This is a genomic window from Aureispira sp. CCB-QB1 (genome assembly GCF_000724545.1).
Taxonomy (GTDB): Bacteria; Bacteroidota; Bacteroidia; order Chitinophagales; family Saprospiraceae; genus Aureispira.
Map to the genome: position 1 here is coordinate 272,498 of NZ_JHBV01000039.1, position 21,219 is coordinate 293,716.

A 21,219-nucleotide genomic window follows, 5' to 3' on the forward strand; every position below is an offset into this window, starting at 1 on the left:
TTTTTAGGACTTAACTATTTTTTGAGTTGGCAAAAAATGACCATCACTTTCTACTTGTAGAAAATAAACACCTTGAGGCAAATTAGATAAATCTGGAGTGGTTTTTATATTGACAGATGGTAAGTCTTGCTCCCAAACTAGTTGCCCCTGTACAGAATAAATACGGAGTTTATTATTGGTTGAACAAGCTTTTAGATGTATGCTTAGGGTAGCTTGTTGGTGGATTATATTAGGCTGAACTAGTAGAACACTCTCTGTGCAAGGAAGCGACTCTACAGGGAATTGGTGGAAAGAAAAAGCAGCATAGCCCATTGTGTTTTTTAACCATATCATTTGGTTATTATAAATAGGATCATCCACTAGTAAATAGCTTAACGCATCAACATTTTGATAGTCAATTGTTAGGTGAATTTTGTTTTTTTGAGAATAAACATTAGAAATATCAATAAAAGGAATTAGTTGGTTATTTTTATAAAATTCAAATTGTTGCTCAATCCCATCAGGCAAGGTGGCAATGTCTTGATCAAATTCTAGAATGAGTTCTTCATAAGCGTAATAAGCACGCATAATATTAGGAGAAGTAATACAATTGTTATTAGAATAAAAATCACGTCCAATAACTTGGAACAAACGCTCTGCTAATGTATTGTAAGCTTCTTTTGAAAAATGGCATTCTGAATAAGGGTCGTAAAGTGGAGAAGAACGTTCTCCAATACCACATGCTGTAATGGGAATAATTTCTGAAAAGCTATGAGAAGGACGTTGGATGCTTCGTTGTTGTTCTCGAACAATTTGACCATACCCATGGTGGTTGCATCCCGTATGAATTTGGATAACATATACTTTGGAGAAGTTGCCCCAGTATTTTTCCCAATGATCAATCAGAAAATTCAGGCTATCAGCATAGGTGGCAGCTTTGTTATAAGAGTTTTCGCTCTCTCCTTGATACCAAATAACGCCTTTGATTTTTCCTTTAAGATTTGCTTGTTGGATTCTGTAATTTAACGAACCAAAGAGTGTGTGCAGATCGTAAGGATCATTGTTTTGACTATAATAAAGTTGGTGCTGACTGATGTAAGAACCTCCATAAGAGCCATTGATAAAACAAGTCGGCATTTGATATTTTTCTTGTAATAAATATTGGAGCTTTAGCCCCCACAAACCAACAAATCCTGTCAAAGAGCCTGAGGCTTTTGCAGGTTGCCAGTGATTGTTATTAGGATTATAATTGGTTAAATGACCATTAATGCCATAATATTCAGGCATATTGCCAAAAGATTTGCTAAAAATGTGACTGGAATCTCTAGGATAAGTTTGGTACAAGCTATCTTGCTCAATTCCTGCTTGGGGCAAGCCAACCATGATTCCCATGCCATTAGATTGACCGCTAATGATATAAGCATCTCCACAGACCACATTTTGGGCAAGTTGTTCTTGCCGAAAAACGATTTGACTTCGTTTAAGGCGTAGTTGGAAAGAGTAGAGGTACATGCCCGCTTCAATGATGGGGGCAAAATGGAAGGTATCTGTTGTATTTTGACTATATATGGAGTCTTTAAAACTACCATCTAAAAAACGTTTGCGAACAATCAACTCTACCTGGTCTATGGAATAGTTGGTAACAGTACCTTTGAGAATAACCATTGCTTGATTTTTTTCATTTCTTGGATACAATTGATGCGATTGAGGATACAATCGAATGCCATTATGATCCTTGAAATACAAGACTTGACCAATAAGCGTGTGAAAGGTGCTAGAAAAAATAATAATACAATAAACAATTTTTAAGAATGGCATTGATGATAATTTATTTTACACACTAGTTTAGATACATTTAGAGCTTCAAAAATAAATATTTTAATAAAACTATGCTATTTTGCTTCTGTATAACTTGGAGAGAAGCAGGCTGTTCGGATTAGAATATAATGGTCTAAAGATAGTAGCTTGTATTTTAGGAGAAAAGTTAATAGATCAATTCAACTGCCAAACTATCAAATATTCTTAAATAAGAAGCTTACAAAATAAGAACGTATACTATGCACTATCTAACGTTTGTTGGTACTATTTTGCTACTAACAACTTACAATTTTAACAGAATACAAGCCCAACAATCATTTCCAAGCAAAGTAGATTCTACTTTGTATGACACGCTTCAATGGCGCAATATAGGACCTTTTAGAGGAGGTCGTTCTTGTGCTGTGACAGGTGTAGAAGGGAAACGAAATTTGTTTTATTTTGGTGCCGCTGGAGGAGGCGTGTGGAAAACAAAAGATGGGGGAAGAAGTTGGAGTAATATCTCAGATGGCTTTTTTGGTGGTTCAATAGGGGCAATAGAAGTCAGTAAGTCAGATAACAATGTTATTTATGTAGGTGGTGGAGAACGAACGGTTCGAGGCAATGTATCAATGGGCTATGGAATATGGAAAAGTGAGGATGCTGGTAAGACGTGGGTATCCAAGGGCTTGAAAAAATCGCGTCATATTGCTCGAGTTCGAGTACATCCAACGAACCACGACATTGTTTATGCTGCCTCAATGGGAAACCTGTTTAAGCCCAATGCAGAGCGTGGTATTTTTAAAAGTACAGATGGAGGCGATAGTTGGCAAAAAGTTTTGTTTGTTAATAATGAAGTAGGTGCTGTAGATTTGGTCATTGACCCTACCAACCCAAGGATTTTATATGCAACAACTTGGCGCATTAGTCGTACACCGTATAGTTTGTCTAGTGGAGGGCAAGGGTGTGGTATTTGGAAAAGTACAGATGGTGGTGAAACATGGAATGATATTACTAAGAGTAAAGGACTACCAACAGATACGCTGGGCATTATTGGCATTACAGTTTCTCCTGCAAACCCAGACCGTGTTTGGGCAATTATAGAATCTAAAACAGGGGGGCTATTCCGTTCTGATAATGCAGGAGAAACGTGGAAAAAAGTTAATGACAGTAGAAAACTAAGACAAAGAGCTTGGTACTATAGTGTTATTCAAGCTGATCCTAAGGATGAAAACGTAGTTTATGTCTTGAATGTGCGTTACCATCGTTCCGAAGATGGTGGAAAAACGTTTAAACAGTTTAGTGCTGGTCATGTCGATCACCATGATTTGTGGATTGATCCTCAAGATCCCGAACGTATGATTATAGGTGACGATGGTGGTGCTCAAGTTACTTACGATAGGGGAGCTACATGGTCAACCTACCACAACCAACCCACGGCTCAGTTTTATCGAGTGACGACAGACAATCATTTTCCATATCGAATTTATGCTGCACAACAAGATAATAGCACCATTCGCATTCCACATCGTACCAAAGGGTGGGGAATCACAGAAAAAGATTGGGAAAGTACCGCAGGTTGCGAGTGTGGGCATATTGCCGTTGATCCTTTGGATCCAGAGATTGTATATGGTGGTTGTTATGATGGCTATTTGCAGCGAAAAAATCATAGAAACGATCAATCAAGAGCCATTAATGTTTGGCCAGATAATCCTATGGGACATGGTGCAGAAGCAATGAAATATCGTTTTCAATGGAATTTTCCATTGTTTTTTAGTCCACACGATCCCAAAAAACTTTATACGGCTTCCAATCACTTGCATGTTACTTATAATGAGGGACAATCTTGGACAACGATTAGCCCTGATTTGACAACGAATGATTCTTCTAAGCAGGTTTCTTCGGGTGGACCTATCACACAAGACAATACTTCTGTGGAGTATTACTGTACTATTTTTGCGGCTTGCGAATCTCCTAGAGTGAAAGATTTGTTGTGGACGGGATCTGATGATGGCTTAATTCATATTTCGCAAGATGGGGGAAAGAATTGGGACAATGTAACTCCAAAAAAAATGCCTAAATGGATGCAGATCAATAGTATTGAAGCAGACCCATTTAATGATGGTGGTTTGTATGTGGCTGGAACTCGTTATAAAATGGGAGATTTTAAGCCTTATTTGTATTATACGAAAAATTATGGTGCTGATTGGATAGAGATTACCAAAGGAATTTCTAAAGAACATTTTACCAGAGTGATACGCGCTGATCCCAACCAAGAAGGATTGCTTTATGCAGGAACAGAAAGTGGGGTGTACATATCTTATAATAATGGTCAAAATTGGCATTCTTTGCAATTGAATTTGCCAATTGTTCCAATTACAGATATGACAATTAAGAACAACGATTTAATTGTCGCAACACAAGGGCGATCAATATGGATTTTGGACGATATCAATATCTTACAACAAGCCAAAAATGAGTTGAAAGAAAAGGATTTTCATCTTTATAAACCTTCTACTATTTATAGAATGGAAGGTGGGCAAAATTGGAATGCCAAAGGACAAGGTGTCAATCATACCAACGGTGTTGCGCTACATTATTATTTAAATCTAGAGCCAGATTCTGTTTCGACAGAGTTGTATATTGTCAATGAGCAAGGAGATACTTGCCGTCGCTTTAGTAAAGATGCAAAGGACAAACAAGACCAAATCAAATTAACAAAAGGAGCTGGTATTTGGACTTGGAATATGAATTATAAACCAGCCAAAACATTTCCTGGGATGATTAATTTTTGGGCATCAATGGCAGGACCAAGAGCATTGCCAGGCAATTACAAAGCAATTTTAGTTGTTGATAGTGTGGCGCAAGCAGTACCTTTTAAAATTGTTAATGATCCTAATTCTAAGGCTACTTTGGAGGATTTGCAAGAGCAATTTGATTTTGTAGAATCTATTCGAGATAAATTGACAGAAACGCATCAAACTATCTTAGATATTCGAGCAATACGCCAACAATTGAACAATCTTAGTCAACGATTGAAGGTAGATAGTACGTTCAGCGATTTGATCGACTTGTCAAAGTCTATTGACTCGACGATGACTCAAATCGAAAAAACATTGTATCAGACTAAAAACCAAAGCCCTCAAGATCCTCTTAATTTCCCAATTCGTCTAAACAACAAACTGGGACATTTAAATGCATTGTCCTACGGCGATTATCCTCCAACAGCGCAAGCGATAGCTGTCAAAGAGGAATTATTTGCTAAGATTGATGCTCAAATACAGTTGTTTAAAAAAATAAAGGAAGAAGATATCAAACAATTTAATACCTTATTCAGAGAGCGTATGGTAGATGTGATTTGGATTGAAGAAGAGTAGAAGGTATCTCAATACTTTAGGAGTAGAGGTGTTGTAAAAACATAGATTCAACTTGGTGAATAACTCATCTATTATACTATAATTGATAGAGGTACTCTATTGGTAATCAACTGCACAATACTCACGAAATACCACGAAGTAATGATACTATACAACTAACTATTATAACTATGAAAAATGTCATAACATTATTATTACTAGGAATGATAACAGCGATCAACGCTCAAACAAAGGTCGTGAAAACCCTAAATCCCCAAAAGTGCCCCAATGTAAATATCAAAGTACCCAACCATTTGTTAGAGCATCAGGCATGGGATGAAGGGGGAGTGCGAATAGACATTACTGTTGAGGTTGATTTGCCCGAAGTGATACTAAGAGAACTCGTAAAAGCAGGGCGGTATGCTTTGCAAGGAAAAAAAATGGAGACTTCTTATATTCTATCGGTGCCCAATATGGATATTCCACTTTTGGTAGAAGGTCAAAAGGTAAAAGAGGCGGTGTCTATTAATGTAACTACTCCTGAATATATTGTCATGAATAATACAGGCGTATTATACAAAGATATTGATGAAGATGCTATTCGTGGAACTGTACGTTCTGATACTAGAGAAGAAATTGAGGCAATAATTCAACGTATGAAAGAAATACGAGAGGATTTGAATGTGCATATCAAAATTGTCTCTAGTGCAAAGAACCAAACAGCAGATACTGCAACTTTTTTGTTGACGGTAGGGCGTCATACAGCAACAGTCAAAGAATTAGAATTTCCCGTTGTGGAGGATTGATAGAATAGAGTTAATAAATAGCTATCACAGTATTTTTTACCAAAAAAGTAATCCAATGAGTTATCATGTATACCTTTTTAGAAAAGAAGTTAAAGAACAAAACACAGGATTTGAATTTTTAGAAAATGAAAATTTGGTGTTGAATTTTACAGCAGAGCAATTTATATCTTTAAAAGAGAGATTGCTTAGATACCAGTTCCAGATTGAAAAAGAAACAGCTGATTCAATTGAGTTCAATTTCAAAGGAGGACAATATGGAATTGTTGCTATTTTGACAAAATCTCAACTGTCCTTTTCGTCTGGCTTTTCAGAAGATGGAATTTTTGAGATAGGCATGACAGCTTCTGAATTTACAGATACAGGGGATTTTGCTAAATTTGACCCTCAGTTGGGGGAGTGGGAGGAAATTTAGCAAAATCATAGATTAAATATTTAGGAGAATTTTTGCTGAAAACATCTCATCCGTGAAAAGGATTCATTTTTCTTCTAAAAAGTCACGAACCAAACTATAATATACCTTCTCCTTTTTGTTGAGAATATCATGACCAGCTCCTTCTATAATTTTCAGTTGAGTATTGCTGAAAAGCTCTGTGTATTCTTTGGTATAACCCCATTTTTGATTGTCACATTGCCCTCTCAAAATCAATATAGCTGTATGCAACTTTTTTAATTTATTTCTTTTATTTTCGACCTGATTAAAACTCTTTACAGTCATGATATGGCTATAGTATCCTCCACCACTTTCGTATGCTTCCTGATTTTCAATATGACAGTTAGTCGATTTATTTAATTCTTTATTGAGACAGGTAAAAAAGTTATCAACTTCGTTATCCGTTACCAACTTTGAGTTGAATAAATAAGCCCACCGAAAGATTGTTCTACTTCGCCAAGTATATATTTTTTCATTGCCTTCTTTGTTAGAAAATTCAGGTTCTTTTAAATTTAAGTGATCTGGCGGTACTTCATTAGCTATGGATCGATTGATAGGAAGTATGGGACCTGGACCAGTAAGAACAATTTTGTTTACGGTTTCTGGGTACTCTTGTAAATAATTAATAGCCAAACAAGCACCCCACGAGTGACCAATTAAAGTGACTTTATCGGCGCCAATTAGACGAACGATTTCTCTTAAATCCTCTCTGTGTCTTTTTACCGAGTATTGTGCAATGTTCTCTAATCTTGTGGAATGAGCGCTTCCTATTTGGTCGTAAAAGTATAAATCATGACCTTGCGTCCTCAATGGCGTCAATACTTCAATGATTCTGTTGGTAATTTTACCACCCGGTCCACCGTGTAGATAAATGATTGGTTCTTTCTTTTCAGAAGTATTTGCTTCTACTTTGGTATATCCAATTTTTACCCCTTTTTCTAATTGCCAATATTGAGTTCCCTTTCGCATTTTGAAAGGTTTTACATCATATTCAACCGGTATTAAAAATATAATTCCGAAAACCAGCATTCCCATTAATAGGATGAAACCAATAATTTTGAGTTTCCTCATTTCAATTTTATTTTGCTTGCCTCAATTGTAGTGGTTTAGAACATAGTTTAAACGAACTATTTATAACCGTCATAGCTTGCTTGAATTATAAATCTTAGATGTGCTTATTGACGACGCTTTTTTTTCTTGCGTTTTCCTTTGCCAGCAGGCGAACGAGTTTCCAAGATGTAGTTGCTAATCATTTGCATCATTTCATCGGGTAATTGATAAGCAATAAATGGAAGGTTTACCAAAAATATTTCATAGATAATAAACTCATCAAGTTGTTGATTTTTAAATGCCTTATCTAATGCTTTAAAGAATGGTTGTTTGTTAATTTTTTTATTATCAATATTTAGAATATAAAAACTTGCTAAAGCTTCTTTTTCTTCTAAGATCGAAAATTCCTCATCAGGAGAGACGCCCATTGAAGCTCGATAACCTGGTTCGTATGCCCAGGCTGCCTTGGTCAATGCGTAAGACATCCAATCTAAGTCGTAATAAACTTCAACTTTTTGAGAATCTGTAGAGACCAATTTATATTGAGGATTAAAGGTCCAGTCTTCATAATTTTTCTTAAATAAACTCATGATATCTTGGAGTTCCACTGTAATCATTTGGTGGTTTCGATTCAAAATATGTGCTGTGGTATATGCTTCGAGCGCTTTGTCAAAGTCTTTGATGGAGGCATAGGATCTAGCCAAGAACCAATGACCAATATAATCAATAGGATTTTGTTGGATAGCTTGTTTGTAGAGGCGAATAGATTTTTGTACATCACCTTCTAGATAATAAGTTTGCCCGATATAAGTTGTCAACTTAGAATACTCTGGGTAGTCTTGTTTTATCTCTTGGTAAATTTTTCTTGCTTTGGCATATTTCTTTTCTCTAAAAGCTGCTTCCGCTTGTTCTTTGAGTACGGCAGCTTCCTCAGAGAGTTGAACGGCCTTAGTCAATAATTGTCCTTCTTTTTCTTCGCGATAAAAATCACTCGTATTCAAATTGTACATTTGCTCTTTGAGTGGAATAGGCTCCTCAAGTCGATTGATAGTATAGCTTAGAGTGGATTTGTCTAAAATTTCAAAAATTTCTTTAGGAGTGTGCAAATCTTGAGCTATTAGACCACTATAAGATAAGCACAGAGCGAAGAATAGCATTTTTTTTAAGAACATGGTTTTAGTTTTTAGGTTGTAAGTAAAATTAACACGTGATAATGTTAGGAATGGATATTTGTAAAATAGGTAATATAAAAAAATACAAGTATTTATTGTTGAATACCGTGTAAATTAACATGTTTAGGACAAAAAGAAGAATAATTCTTGCTATTCCCAAGCAACAGCACAATGAGGTAGGCGAGCTTCGATAAATGCTCGTTTTTCTAAAGGGATGGCGTTGTTGAGTAAACGTAATTTTCGCAATGCCACCAAATCTAAAATAGATGGAGGAAGTTTGGAAAGTTGGTTCCCCTCTAAGTTGAGGTGGTTGAGGTAAATTAATTTCCCAATAGATTCAGGGATGGTTTCTAGATTATTATAACCAAGATCCAAATAAAGGAGTTTTTTTAACTTTCCGAGTGCCTTTGGAATACTTTTTAGGCGGTTGTTTTCCAAGTGCAATTGTCTTAAGTTTTCTAATTGCTCGAAAGAGTTAGGGAGTTGGGTTAAATTATTGAGTCGTAAATCTAATAATGTTAACTTAGTTAGTTTGCCAACAGACTCTGGTAGTGATGAAAAGGAATTAAAGCCAATTTTTAATTCTTGTAAAATGGTTAAATTTTCAAAAAATAATGGCAAGGTTGATAATTCATTGTTGCTAATGTCTAGATATTGCAATTGTTTTAAATGAATAATATTTTGTGGCAACAATTGCAACTGGTTGGCACTTAAATCCAAGTGTTGAAGCTCTGTTAGTAGCCCAATTTCTTCGGGGATTGTACTCAACAGATTGTTGCTAAGTGTTAGGTGCTTCAAATGTATAAAATAACCAATCCAATAAGGCAACTCTTCTAAGTTTTTGAAACTCAGGTCTAAATATTCAAGCTTGGTTATGTTTTCGATATTTTTAGGAATATAATCAATTTCATTCCAATCTAATTGTAGTGTTTGTAGGTTGGATAATTCTCCAAATGACTCAGGCAAAGAGACCAGTTCAGAACCTCTCAAATCTAGATATTCCAAACTAGATAATTCACCAAAAGAGGAGGGGAGCATCTGAAGCTTATTCCATTGGAATGACAACCGCTCTAGATGGGATAAATTGCCAAAAAATTCAGGTAATTGAATTAAGTTATTTGAAGAAAGCTCCAAAACACGAAGTTGGTTCAAATTGCCAAAAGAATAGGGCAGTTCCATAATTTTATTTCTTGATAAATTGAGGTAACTCAACTGTTCCAAATTGCCAATAGAATTGGGAAGTGCTCTAAGTTTGTTTCCCTCCAAATCCAAAAACTGTAATTGATGAAGTCGATCAATTGATTCTGGTATTTCGGATAGATTATTTTTAGACAATAGTAGAAATTTAAGTTTTGGAAAACGAAGGATAGAACTTGGAAATGTTTCTAAACCTTGATGACTCAAGTCTAAAACTTCTGTTTTAAGGGTGAGATCTTGGACGGATTTTGCCAAAAGAAAAAGTTGTCCTAAACTATCTAGCCAATACTGATGCTTGCCTTTTTGTACAACAGCGTGTGCCGTTGACGGTGAAAAGGGGAGTGCTGTGTTGTATTCATAGGGAAATACAACCTTTCCTTGTGCATTTAGATAGCCATATTTTCCATTTTGATAATCTAATACCAAGTTAGAATTGCCTAAGGGGTAATTGCCTTTTTGTCGATGTTCATACAACAATTCAAATAAAGCATGGATCTTTTTGTGAATACTGCCAGAAAATGTAGGGTCGCAGACTTGTACAGCTTGATAATGTGCTAGTGCTTGTTTGTATTCTCCTTGCAACAGGTAGTAGTTGGCGTTTTCTAATAACTCCTTGCAGTTAGGAGTAGCCGATTGTGCCGCTATGAATAGTGGATATAAAAATAGAAAAAATAGTGTTGTTATTATTTTCATAAATAAAATCACTTGGAAGTCTCTTGGGCATTATTAATTGATATTAGACAAAATCCCTGAGAACCATTGTTGCAAATTTTTATATACTACATAATGTAACAATTTGTTAGAGAAAAATACAAGGCTTTATGATGATTCAATTATTGGCTGTGGTTATTACTAACTTTAATGGAATAGCTACGAAAAAGGTCAACTGTTGAATTAGGACTTTTATGGGAAATATTATTTTGAAGCAATTCTTATAAACAATAGTTAGCTGCGCTGCTACTGCGTGGTTTCAACGACCACGAAGTAGCAGCATAGCTAACTACTATATAAAAATACCTTTCCCAAATTTTTAGTAGGTATAAAAGGTTTCTACTCTGTTTCTGTTTGGTTTAAATTAAGAACAGCTTCTAGGAAAATTCAAGTTCTAATCGTATCTTTGCTTTTACGACCATTATAATAAATTTAGTACATTCTAGACTTAGCGACATTACACATACAATAACGTAAATTTGTAACGATTTGTAACAATACTAGTTGCGAATTTCTTTAACTTTTGTTTGTATATGTGTACTTAATGAATTATCAAAGAGTGGGTTGGAGTATGAATAAGCTTTTATAGTTGATGTTTTAGTAGTTAGTTGTGTTGCTATTTCGATCAGCTTGGTTAATAATCAATAGTTTAGGGTGGATTGTGGTAGTGTTGTTGATTATTAGTTTGTTATGGCGGTGTTGGTGAAGACAAACACAAAAGCTTTACTTCAATAGGACGTAGCCTAAAAATACGAAATTTTATGAATAAAGTTGTTAATAAGAATAGAATAATAGGGGAACGCATCGGCGGTAAGCCAGGACCTTTAATGATTGTTTTTGCTCAAATTCATGGAAATGAACCTGCTGGATATAAGGCGGTTCAGGAGTTGTTTAAAGCAATTGATGCAGAATATATTAAAAATCCTAAGTTTGAGTTTTGTGGTAGAATCGTTGCTTTGTTGGGAAATATGAAAGCAGCGGCAGCAAATGTACGATATATAGAGAAGGATTTGAATAGGAGTTGGTTGCCACAAGAGATTAATCGCATTCGTCAAATAGAAAATATAGCAGATTTAGATGCTGAAGATCAAGAGATCAAAGAGAATTTAGAATTAATTGATGCTTATATTGATTTGTGCCAACCTCCTAGAGTTGTTGTTTTAGATTTGCATACAACGACTGCACATGGAGGAATCTTTACAATTCCTTCACAAAATCCAGAAGCGAGAAGAATTGGTTTAAATATGCATGCGCCCGTATTGCACGGATTTTTGGATGGCTTAAAAGGTACTACCTTACATTATTTTTCACAAGAAAATTTTGAAGTAGATATGAATGCTGTTTGCTTTGAGGCAGGGCAGCATCAAAGTGAAGATTCTTATAAGCATGCTGTCTCTGCAATTATCCAGTGTTTTAAATCGATAGGAGGTTTTTATGCAAAAGATATAGAAAATAAACACGATCAACTGTTAGAAGAACGGTCCAAGGGGCTTCCATTAGAAGCTAAGTTGATGTATGTGCATCAAATAAAACCAGATGATAACTTTAAAATGATTGACAGCAAGGTTTATAGCAACTTTGACCCTATTGAAAAGGGAGAAATTTTGGCATACGATAAAAATGGACCTGTATGTTCTCCTTATGATGGTCTGATTTTGATGCCGTTGTACCAACAACAAGGGAGCGATGGTTTTTTTGTTATTCAAGAAATAACGGCTCGCTCGAAAGAAGAACAAAATTCTAACCCTGTGGCTTCTAATCTTTCTTAATAGAGCATTTATGAGATATAGGTTTTGTTAACGACAGAATTTGCACCTATTTCTAGGTATTGCTCTAAAAGGTTTACCTTTTGAAGGTTAAGTAATCGTTTTTGTTCTTCTTTTTCTGACCTCTTACTTAATTGAATTATAAATAGTGTGCGCTATCTTGAATTAGTACTTGATTGTGTTGCTACTGTGTGGTCGTGAACTATTTTTTATGGTTCGTAAGTTTTATTAATTCTTAGTTTACATTAACTTAGAGGGAAATAGGACACTTACTCAAATACCTAAACCAAGACAATAAGCAGCTACAATGCCCCCTAGTAGCTTTCATGTAAAAAAAATAAAATGAAAGAATCTATTTCTCAGAAAATTGATGTGGCTCATTGGGTCAATACGCATAGTGATGCCCTTTATCGGTATGCTTACTCCAAAACAGGGGATCGGCATGTTGCAGAAGATTTAGTACAAGAGGCTTTTTTAGGTGCTTTGCAGAGCACAAAGCAAGCTGGAGAAATTCAAAACCAAAAATCGTGGTTGTTCTCTATTCTTAGAAACAAAATTGTTGATCATTATCGAAAACTAGAACGAGAAAGCAAACAAGCTACGCATGGATATAGTGAGGAGGAGATGGATGAGAATGCTCATTTTATAGGAATGGGAATGTGGCGCAAAGAAGCAAGAGATATTTCTTGGACCAATACAGAAAATTTAATCACAGACCAAGAATTTAATGCTGTCTTGGATGCTTGCTTGACGAAATTGCCAGAACACTATCGAACAGTTGTACGCCTAAAGATTATGGAAAGCGAAAATACAGATCTTATCTGTCAAGATTTGGGAATCAGCAATACCAATCTCTGGCAAATAATTCACCGAACAAAGCTTCGATTGCGTGCTTGTATCAACAAGTATTGGTTTCAAGCTTAGCTATACGCAGATGTTCTATAAAAATCTAGAATTTAAGGGGGCAAATTCCCTTTTTAATCGATACTAACTTCATTATGTATACTTGTAAAAAAGCCACTCAATTAATAGAAAAGGAAGCAACGGAAAACCTTTCTATTTTGACCAAAATACGACTAAAAATGCACTTAATGATGTGCAAAGCTTGCGCCGCTTACAAAAAACAAAGCCAATTATTATCATTTTGGATAAAAAATAAAAAAGCCTCAAATGTAGAACAAATGGGGCTTTCAGAGGATTTTAAAAAAGAAATGATAAAAAAAATGAAAAAAAAGCAAATGGATATGTAAGGATTCTGTCATTTTTACGACTATATAAATAAAAGACAGTTCATGTAGTATTACTACTCTGTAAGTACTACCATTTTTATCCATCACAATTATTAAGAAAAATGAAAATTACTAAATTATTTTTTGCAGCAACGGCTTTACTTTTTATTGCATACACTACTCAATCTTGTCAAGAAAAAACAACTGAACCTTCTGAATTTATTGCAGATGATGCTACTTTTTCTGGCTTCGCAAGCTGGCAATTGGCTGCTACAAAATCAGGTCCAGATCCTACCTTAGGAGCTGCACATGAAGGTAATGACAGTACTGTTACTCGTAAAATTTATTACAAAGATGCTCAAGGTCCAGTTAATGGAACGTACCCAGTAGGAACAGCGATTGCTAAACACGTGTACAACACTTCTGGTTCGGTAGAAGCATACGTAGGTATGGTTAAAAGAGGCAATAGTTTCAATTCATCTCACAACGACTGGGAATGGTTTATATTGAATGCAGATGGTACCATTGCAACAGATGCTTCAGGTGCAAAACAGCGTGGTGCTAACTTGATGAATGGCGCTTGTAACCTTTGTCATGAGAAAGCAACAACAGATTACAGTTTTATAAAATAAATAAGTTTGGTTAAATAGAAAGTGTTTGTGATAGCTTTTTAGCTATCCGTATTTACTTAATTCTTGATTCTTAATGTAACTCTATGTTGGGAATCGAGAATTTTTTTTATAAACTAGTCGTTCGTATTGATAAATGCTTTGTCGGTCAACGCATGTAAAAATTGAACCAAGCAATCTTTTTCCTCTTGGGTTAAATTTAGAGGTTCTTGCAACAAGGTATCTGTATTAATAGCTCCATGAACGAATTGTGTTGGATTGTCATAATAATCAACAACTTCTTCTAGTGTAGCAAACATGCCATTGTGCATATAAGGAGCTGTAATAGCTATATTTCGTAGACCTGGGACTTTTAGTTTGCCTAAATCACTAGAATCTTGGGTGTGCTCAAAGCGACCAACATCTCCCAAGGTATCGCTACCGTTAAACAAACCAATATTTCTAAATTCATCTCCTGTAAAATCTGGTCCAAAGTGGCAATCAAAACATTTGGCTTTTTCATTAAAAATATCCCTTCCTTTTATTTGTTCTGGAGTCATAGCAGTTGTATTGCCATTAATCCACTCATCGAAAGGAGAATCACCTGGCGATTCCAACGAAAAAACAAAGGCGCCTAAAGCTGCTCCTAATGTAGCAGAATCAGGATTGGTACCATAAATTGCTTGAAATGCTGCTTGATAATGACTATGATTGTTGAGGCGACTCAGCAGTTCAGAGATGGATAAATCCATTTCAATTGGATTGTGAATAGGCATTAATACTTGTTCTTCGATAGAGCCAGCTCGGCCATCATAGAAAAAATAAGGTCTTGATAGCATATTCATGGAAGAAGGGGTATTGCGAGTACCTTTCTGATTCCTAACGCCAATACTAAAAGCAACGGTATCAGCAAATGCAAAGGCTGGTTGGTGGCAGGATGCGCAACTAATAGTACTGTCCTTCGACAATAATGTATCAAAAAAAAGTTCTTTTCCTAGCTCTATGTCTGTTGTAGGGAGTTTGATAGAAATATTAGACAAACTGATCAAACCTATAAAAAGTAATAGACTAATTAACTTCATGCATCGGGGGCTTTATAAAAATAACTTAAAGTAAGTAATCATCCTTTGTTTTAACAATCTCATGGAATCATCCACGAAGTATTTATTAATTGAACAAAGATAAACTTTAAGTATGACTTTGATACAGATTCGAGGCGAATCATTTTCTTAATAACTCGTTAAACGCTACTTCAATTCTTCTACCCAACCCCACATTTCCTTTTTTTCAATCTTTTTTAAATGTTCTACCGAGATATTAAATTCTTTAGCGATCATTTTTCTACGATTTTTGCTCTCTTTTAATCGCTTTCTGATCAATTGAACTCGAGCAGGGTTAAGCTTATAGTGTGGGTTACGTTTTCTTTTTTGAGGATCAAAAACACCGTGCTCGGCAAGAAATTGTGTCATTTCTTCTTGAGACATCCATTTTAAATTCTGATAGAAATTATTGCTGACGTTTCGATCCAAATGGATTGCAAAGGTTTGACCTTCGTGTTCTTTGGGAACCCATTGTTCTGCAATTAATTTGTGTAAATAAAAGCGTTTTTGTTGACGGTTTTTAAGGAAAATATTAAAAAGAATAAAACCTTGTGTCAATTGGCAACCTTTTAGAAATTTTTCCTTGCCTGTAATTTTATCAATACTTTTCATTCTGCCATAATCCGAAAAGTAATAGGTTTTTCCGAGCGTTTCTATGTCAGGACGAACTATTGCCCACCGTTCATTCCAATAGTTTGTATGATTATTACCCATCTTTATAATTGTTTAATATTAAATTGTCATTCCTTCGTGAAATAAATACTGTAGGTAATCCAATTCACAAAGTATAAATTGTAATACAACAAGGTTTTAGAGTAGTAATCAAGAAATTAATAGGGATACTAATTACGAGTATGTTGTAACTCTTTCCAAAGATACAAAGAAAAAGCAGTTATACGAAGTAAAATTGAGGCTTTTATCCCCTGATGATCAGAAGGTAAAGAGGATTAAAAGAACAACGTCTACCGTTTTTTGAGTACAATTTCAAAGCGTTGTTCAAGACGTACGCCATCTTCATCAACCAACACGACTTTGTGTTGACCAGGTAGAGGTTTTAGTTCCATTTCGTGAAAATCCTTTGTCATACCCAAATATTCATTATCCAAATGCCAGTAAACTGTTTTTTGGGGGAGTTGATGAGCAATCTTAAAGACGGTTCCATTTATTTCGCCATCGAAATCTACAGGAATAAAAATAGTAGTTGGATTTTTGGGATAAATAAACTGCATGGATTGCTGTTCAGCTCCAAAACGACAATCTTGCCTAAATTCTGGAGGTTTTCTGTAGCTTGGATTCTTGCTTTTAAAATAATATTCCTCCAAAGGAGGCAGAACAAACCAAGATGTTGAAACCATATTGTTGACCGACTCACAAGCACTTGTTACCTGATACAGTTGGCTGCTATCTAGGTGTAATTGTTGATGAAAAGGACAGGCTTTGACTTGATAAGCATTAGAACCTACTTCGACCGTATCAATATCTGTACAATATTTGGAAAGCCTATAACCACTTTTCTTACAAACAGGTAGCTTTTTTAACGCATGTTGAGGAGGAGTAAACCAAGAAGTTTGAGGTAGTTGATTAAACACATCAAATAGAATTGGGGCAGCAGCTTTTACACCAATTAATCCTTGTTTGCCTTCTCCTGTTGCATTGCCAACCCATACTCCAATGGTATATTCAGGAGTAACCCCAATTGCCCAAGCATCCCGAAAACCAAAACTGGTTCCTGTTTTCCAAGCTATATCTCTAGAAGATTGAAAGTATCGCCAGCCACCTTCAGAATTAGGCCGTTCCAATTGGCGCATTACTTCAAACGTATTGTAAATACTAGTGGCGTTGAGGATAGGAGCTTCACTTAAAAACGATTTGGGAGTGGGAGTACTGTCTTTTAGTAAATAATGCAAGGGTCTAAAATCAGAAGGGCTATATGCTTCGGTTTGATCTTGGATGCGTTCTTGATAATTTAGAAGCGTTCTGCCCATACTGGCATAAGCACCGCACAAATCCCATAGAGTAGCTTCTGCACCTCCTAAAATTAAAGAAAGGCCATAGTGTTTGGGAGATTGTGTGATTGTTGTTAACCCCATCTTGCGGAGTTGAGTACAAAAGTTTGCAGTTCCATATTGTTGAAGCATTCTAACCATCGGTATATTGAGTGAGCGAACTAAAGCTCGACTAGCGGGAACAACACCATCATAATTTTCGTAAAAGTTTTTGGGACGATACCCTCCAAGATACATAGGAACATCAGGAACCAAACTATGTGGTAATAAATTCCCATTGTGTAACATAGATGCATACAAAAAAGGTTTTAGAATAGAACCTGTGCTTCGTGGTGCGGTGATGATATCAACATTTTGTCCTTGGTTTTCAGTTGTATTAGGTGGAATAACATTTCCCCAATAGGAAAGTACCTCTCCCGATTTAGTGTCGCTTACCAAAACGGCAATATTGTGAACACCATTATTTTGCAAACGTTGGTATTGTTGAAGCATCAGCTGTTGGATGCGAATTTGCAAATCGGATTCTATTGTTGTTTTAAAATAAGCGTACTTTTTTTTGCTGTCGGTTGTTTTTTGGTCTTGTGCAATACGACTGACCAAATGAGGAGCTAGGCGAGGGAGTGGCAAGGGGGCTTGAGGAATCGCTTCTTCCTTGGCTAATGTTATTGTCATAGAGTCCACTAGACCTCGTTCTAAAAGTTTGGATAGTAATAAATTGCGTTTTTCTAACAAACGTTGCCTGTTTTTTCCTGGATGTACTAGACCTGGGCTATTGGGCAGTACGGCTAAAGTCGCCGCCTCGCCCCAAGATAGGAGTTGAGGAGATTTACCATAGTACCGCCAAGCAGCAGCATCCAAGCCTACAACATTGCCACCAAAAGGAGCATTGGAAGCATACATGGCTAAAATTTGAGACTTGTTATAGCGCAATTCTAATCGAGTAGCCATCATCATTTCTTGCATTTTTCTATAGATAGAACGCCCTTTGCGCTGCGTAGACATTCGAATGACTTGCATGGTAATGGTACTCGCTCCACTTGCAATTTTGCCTTGTTGATAATTGTCTCGAACGGCTCGTCCAATTCCTGTTAAGTCAATGCCAATATGATCAAAAAAACGTCGATCCTCATATTCTGTAATGGCAGTAATGAATTTTTGAGGAACGGAATCATTATGCGGAAAACGCCATTGACCATCAGATGCAATTTGTGCCCCTAACAAATAGTCATTTCGATCTACCAAAACAATACTAGTTGGTGTATCAAAGATTTTCTTAGGTAGGCAAAACCAATAAATTAGACTGATTGCCAATAGGGCAACAAGCGTTTTTTTTAGGTGGCGTACCCAAAAGAAATAAAAAATATTTTTAATGCTGTTACTAAAACGACTCAAAGAATAAGAATTAAGAAAGTATAGAGGTTTAAGGATTACTTCAACTCTGTTACAAAATTACGAATAATTAGCTCTAAATGTTCCAAAAGATGTTGTTTATACTTGTCTAATAAATTAGAAATATCCTCAATGTAATCTATTTTGTACAAAATTTTGCTTTGCTTTTGGCTGTGCATGCGGCAGATCAAAATAGCTTTGTACAAAGAAGGTGTCGTGTCGTTAGAGGCGGCAAGGGGAGGGAAATCTGTTAGAATTGTGTGATGAAAAATAAAGGATAAACCAGTTGATCCAAAATACAAGAAACGTTCTTGTTGTAGTTCCTGGAGGTCGGTAATAAATAAATTAAGAATCCAAGTCAACGCTTTAGATTTTGACCAGTTTTCTTGTCCTTGAAGTAAATTTAAAACCAAAAGGTTATTGGCTGCATTATTAGAGGCTAATAATCTCTTATAGTGTTGTTCATATTTCATAAAGAAATTAGTCGGTTGTTGGAGAATTTTGTCCCAATGCTTTTTTTGCTTTTTCTTGCGCTTCGGCAACTCCTTTTAAGTAAGGATCTAAATTCAGTGCTTTTCCGTAGTTGTTCAATGCCTCTTGATGGCGATTAGAGGCAGCCTCTAGTAGTCCTAAGTAATAATAAGCCAATGCATTGTTGGTATCTAATTGATGGACTTTATGAACATCTTCATAGGCACTTAGCAACTGTTCTGCTTGCAATTTAGAATAAGCTCGATTAAGATATGCAGAAGTATTGTTAGGATCCAATTCTATAGCTTTAGAATAGGCAACAATTGCTTTTAAAAATTGTTTGTTTTCTTTGTGTGCATTTCCTTTGTTGATGTATAACAGTGGGATAGATGGATCTAGTTCTATGGCTCTGTCAAAGTCTTCTATAGCATCCCAGTAGCGTTGAATTTCCATAGAAGTAAGTCCTCTGTTGTTATATGCTGATATAAAAAAGGAATCTACTTCGATAGCTTGAGAATATAGAATTAGTGCATCTGAATATTGCTCTAAATCAAAACGAATATCGCCCATATTATCATAAGCATCGGCATAATAAGGATCCAAAAGAAGGGCTTTCCTATAATCATCTAATGCTTCTTTTAAGTTTTCAGAAGCTCTATTAGCTAACCCTCTATTGTTATAAGCTAAAGCAAATTGAGGATCCAAAGCAATGGCTTTATTATAGTTATGAATAGCTTTACTGTAATTGCCATATAAAAAATGAATCCATCCCATGTTGTTATAAACAACGGGATAGTTAGGGTTTATGGCGATACTAATTTCGTAATCTTCCAATGCCTTTTCATACTGTTCCAATCGTTCATAAGCAACACCTCTATTGATGATCGCTTCTATCATTTGGGCATTTTTTTCTAATGCATCGCTGTAATAAGCAACAGCTGCATCAAAATCGCCTTGATCAAAGCTTTCTTGCCCTTGTTGAAAAAGCTCATCAGCAGTATACTGCCCAGATGCAAAAGAGGAATAAAATAGACCAATAATTATAAAAAGTGCGGAAATTGCTTGCATTTGAATAGAAATAAAAGTGAGTAGATTAAATATTGGTTGGTATGCTTTAAGTAAGTAGTCAGAAAAAAGAAGAACAAAAATGGGATTATTTTTTTGCTAATCCAAGAAGAAAAAGGAAGGCTTAGCGAGCTAAGACAAGTTTTTCTGATGAAGAGTAGCGCAAAAAGAAGGCTGTTTTAGCTACGCTGCTACTGCGTGGTACTTGTTATTTTTTTTGAACGATTACTTAAAAGTATCATTGATACGTAAAAAGAATGCAGAAAATATCATTCCAAAGCCTTTGCAGGCTTACATTTTTTAACCTTGTAAATTAGATATTTTAAAGTTAAAAACTCTTGATCCCTCAAAAAACTCTTGTTTTTCTGTTGCGCAAAGATAATATCAATTATAAGAAAGTAAATATTGCAAAAAATAAAATAAAGTGAGTTAGATAAGGTTGATAGGTAAGTGTTTGATAGTTAGTGTTTTTTGTTTTTTTAATTATTTGAAAAAACTATAAAGTAACACAAATGATGTCTAATATGATTCTCTTTTCTTAGTAGTTTTTTCTCCAAAGGAATATTTTTTGGTTTTTCTTTGTGAAAGGATCAATAAAGGCCTTATATCCTCCTTTTAAAATCAAAAAATCTATCAAAATAAGATAGTATATCAGTGCGAGTCAACCCCTTTTGGCTTTTACTCAATGTTATGTACTTGTGTGCCAGTAAATCGTTGATGCTATCTTTAAAAATGTATTAAAAAAATAAATAAAAAGATGAAAAAACTATTTTTTATGCTATACTTATCTGTGTTCCTATTTTCGTGCGCAGAAGAAGACCCATGTGATTTTCAAGCGAATACTCCTGATAATCCAGAGTGTTATTGTAATCACTTAGATTGTCAAAATGGAGGTGTTGTGGCTGTTGCAGTAAGAAGTACAGGATTTGTTTATGCAGACTCTTGTCATTGTAGTTGTCCTACAGGATGGACTGGACCGCTTTGTACAGTACCCGCTGGTAGTGGTGGCGGCACAGGAGGTGGAACAGGAGGTGGAACTGGCGGAGGTACAGGAGGTGGAACTGGTGGCGGTACTGGCGGAGGTACAGGC

The 21,219-nt window shown here is 35.6% G+C and carries 17 protein-coding genes; 8 read left to right on the top strand and 9 right to left on the bottom strand.

The annotated features are described in order from the left end of the window. Nucleotides 1-3: 3 nt before the first annotated feature. Nucleotides 4-1,797: a sialate O-acetylesterase gene (locus tag CG11_RS20375; protein ID WP_052598684.1), complete on the bottom strand. Its 1,794-nt coding sequence runs from the start codon at nt 1,795-1,797 to the stop codon at nt 4-6. 239 nt (nt 1,798-2,036) lie between these two features. Between CG11_RS20375 and CG11_RS20380 the strand changes: the two genes are divergently transcribed. The 3 genes from CG11_RS20380 (at nt 2,037) to CG11_RS20390 (ending at nt 6,347) form a co-directional block, all read left to right on the top strand. Beyond that, nucleotides 2,037-5,150, top strand: a complete 3,114-nt coding sequence (locus tag CG11_RS20380; protein WP_052598685.1) for a glycosyl hydrolase — start codon at nt 2,037-2,039, stop codon at nt 5,148-5,150. 170 nt (nt 5,151-5,320) lie between these two features. After that, nucleotides 5,321-5,935 carry a hypothetical protein gene (locus tag CG11_RS20385; protein ID WP_052598686.1) on the top strand — a complete coding sequence of 205 codons (615 nt, stop codon included), beginning with the start codon at nt 5,321-5,323 and terminating at the stop codon, nt 5,933-5,935. A 55-nt stretch (nt 5,936-5,990) separates the two neighbouring features. Then, complete coding sequence (locus CG11_RS20390) at nt 5,991-6,347, top strand: hypothetical protein (RefSeq protein ID WP_052598687.1); 357 nt, start codon at nt 5,991-5,993, stop codon at nt 6,345-6,347. 63 nt (nt 6,348-6,410) lie between these two features. Here CG11_RS20390 and CG11_RS20395 read toward each other — a convergent pair whose 3' ends face one another. The 3 genes from CG11_RS20395 to CG11_RS20405 form a co-directional block, all read right to left on the bottom strand. Beyond that, nucleotides 6,411-7,334 carry an alpha/beta fold hydrolase gene (locus tag CG11_RS20395; RefSeq protein ID WP_197043893.1) on the bottom strand — a complete coding sequence of 308 codons (924 nt, stop codon included), beginning with the start codon at nt 7,332-7,334 and terminating at the stop codon, nt 6,411-6,413. A gap of 206 nt (nt 7,335-7,540) precedes the next feature. Further along, nucleotides 7,541-8,587, bottom strand: a complete 1,047-nt coding sequence (locus CG11_RS20400; protein ID WP_052598689.1) for a tetratricopeptide repeat protein — start codon at nt 8,585-8,587, stop codon at nt 7,541-7,543. A gap of 150 nt (nt 8,588-8,737) precedes the next feature. Beyond that, the gene (locus tag CG11_RS20405) at nt 8,738-10,477 is read right to left on the bottom strand and encodes a leucine-rich repeat domain-containing protein (RefSeq protein ID WP_052598691.1); all 1,740 of its coding nucleotides are present in this window, start codon (nt 10,475-10,477) and stop codon (nt 8,738-8,740) included. Nucleotides 10,478-11,256: 779 nt separating this feature from the next. Between CG11_RS20405 and CG11_RS20410 the strand changes: the two genes are divergently transcribed. The 4 genes from CG11_RS20410 to CG11_RS20425 all read left to right on the top strand — a co-directional run bounded on the left by CG11_RS20410 (nt 11,257) and on the right by CG11_RS20425 (nt 14,122). Next, nucleotides 11,257-12,264, top strand: a complete 1,008-nt coding sequence (locus tag CG11_RS20410) for a succinylglutamate desuccinylase/aspartoacylase family protein (protein WP_052598693.1) — start codon at nt 11,257-11,259, stop codon at nt 12,262-12,264. A 339-nt stretch (nt 12,265-12,603) separates the two neighbouring features. After that, entirely contained in the window at nt 12,604-13,185 is a 582-nt protein-coding gene (locus CG11_RS20415) for a sigma-70 family RNA polymerase sigma factor (protein ID WP_052598695.1), read from the top strand. Nucleotides 13,186-13,259: 74 nt separating this feature from the next. After that, nucleotides 13,260-13,511 carry a hypothetical protein gene (locus tag CG11_RS20420; RefSeq protein ID WP_052598698.1) on the top strand — a complete coding sequence of 84 codons (252 nt, stop codon included), beginning with the start codon at nt 13,260-13,262 and terminating at the stop codon, nt 13,509-13,511. Between the two features lie 101 nt (nt 13,512-13,612). Beyond that, a complete protein-coding gene (locus tag CG11_RS20425) occupies nt 13,613-14,122 on the top strand; it encodes a hypothetical protein (protein WP_052598700.1) in 510 nt (169 codons plus the stop codon). 113 nt (nt 14,123-14,235) lie between these two features. Here CG11_RS20425 and CG11_RS20430 read toward each other — a convergent pair whose 3' ends face one another. The 5 genes from CG11_RS20430 to CG11_RS20450 form a co-directional block, all read right to left on the bottom strand. Continuing rightward, entirely contained in the window at nt 14,236-15,180 is a 945-nt protein-coding gene (locus CG11_RS20430) for a cytochrome-c peroxidase (protein WP_052598702.1), read from the bottom strand. Nucleotides 15,181-15,345: 165 nt separating this feature from the next. After that, nucleotides 15,346-15,912: a hypothetical protein gene (locus tag CG11_RS20435; protein WP_052598703.1), complete on the bottom strand. Its 567-nt coding sequence runs from the start codon at nt 15,910-15,912 to the stop codon at nt 15,346-15,348. 248 nt (nt 15,913-16,160) lie between these two features. Then, nucleotides 16,161-18,596 carry a penicillin-binding protein 1C gene (gene pbpC / locus CG11_RS20440; RefSeq protein ID WP_052598704.1) on the bottom strand — a complete coding sequence of 812 codons (2,436 nt, stop codon included), beginning with the start codon at nt 18,594-18,596 and terminating at the stop codon, nt 16,161-16,163. 35 nt (nt 18,597-18,631) lie between these two features. Next, nucleotides 18,632-19,066, bottom strand: coding sequence for a hypothetical protein (locus CG11_RS20445; protein ID WP_052598705.1), 435 nt, complete (start codon nt 19,064-19,066; stop codon nt 18,632-18,634). A 7-nt stretch (nt 19,067-19,073) separates the two neighbouring features. Further along, nucleotides 19,074-20,132, bottom strand: a complete 1,059-nt coding sequence (locus CG11_RS20450) for a tetratricopeptide repeat protein (protein WP_052598706.1) — start codon at nt 20,130-20,132, stop codon at nt 19,074-19,076. 754 nt (nt 20,133-20,886) lie between these two features. Between CG11_RS20450 and CG11_RS30400 the strand changes: the two genes are divergently transcribed. Further along, nucleotides 20,887-21,219: hypothetical protein (locus CG11_RS30400; RefSeq protein ID WP_197043894.1), on the top strand; the 333-nt coding region annotated here is incomplete at its 3' end.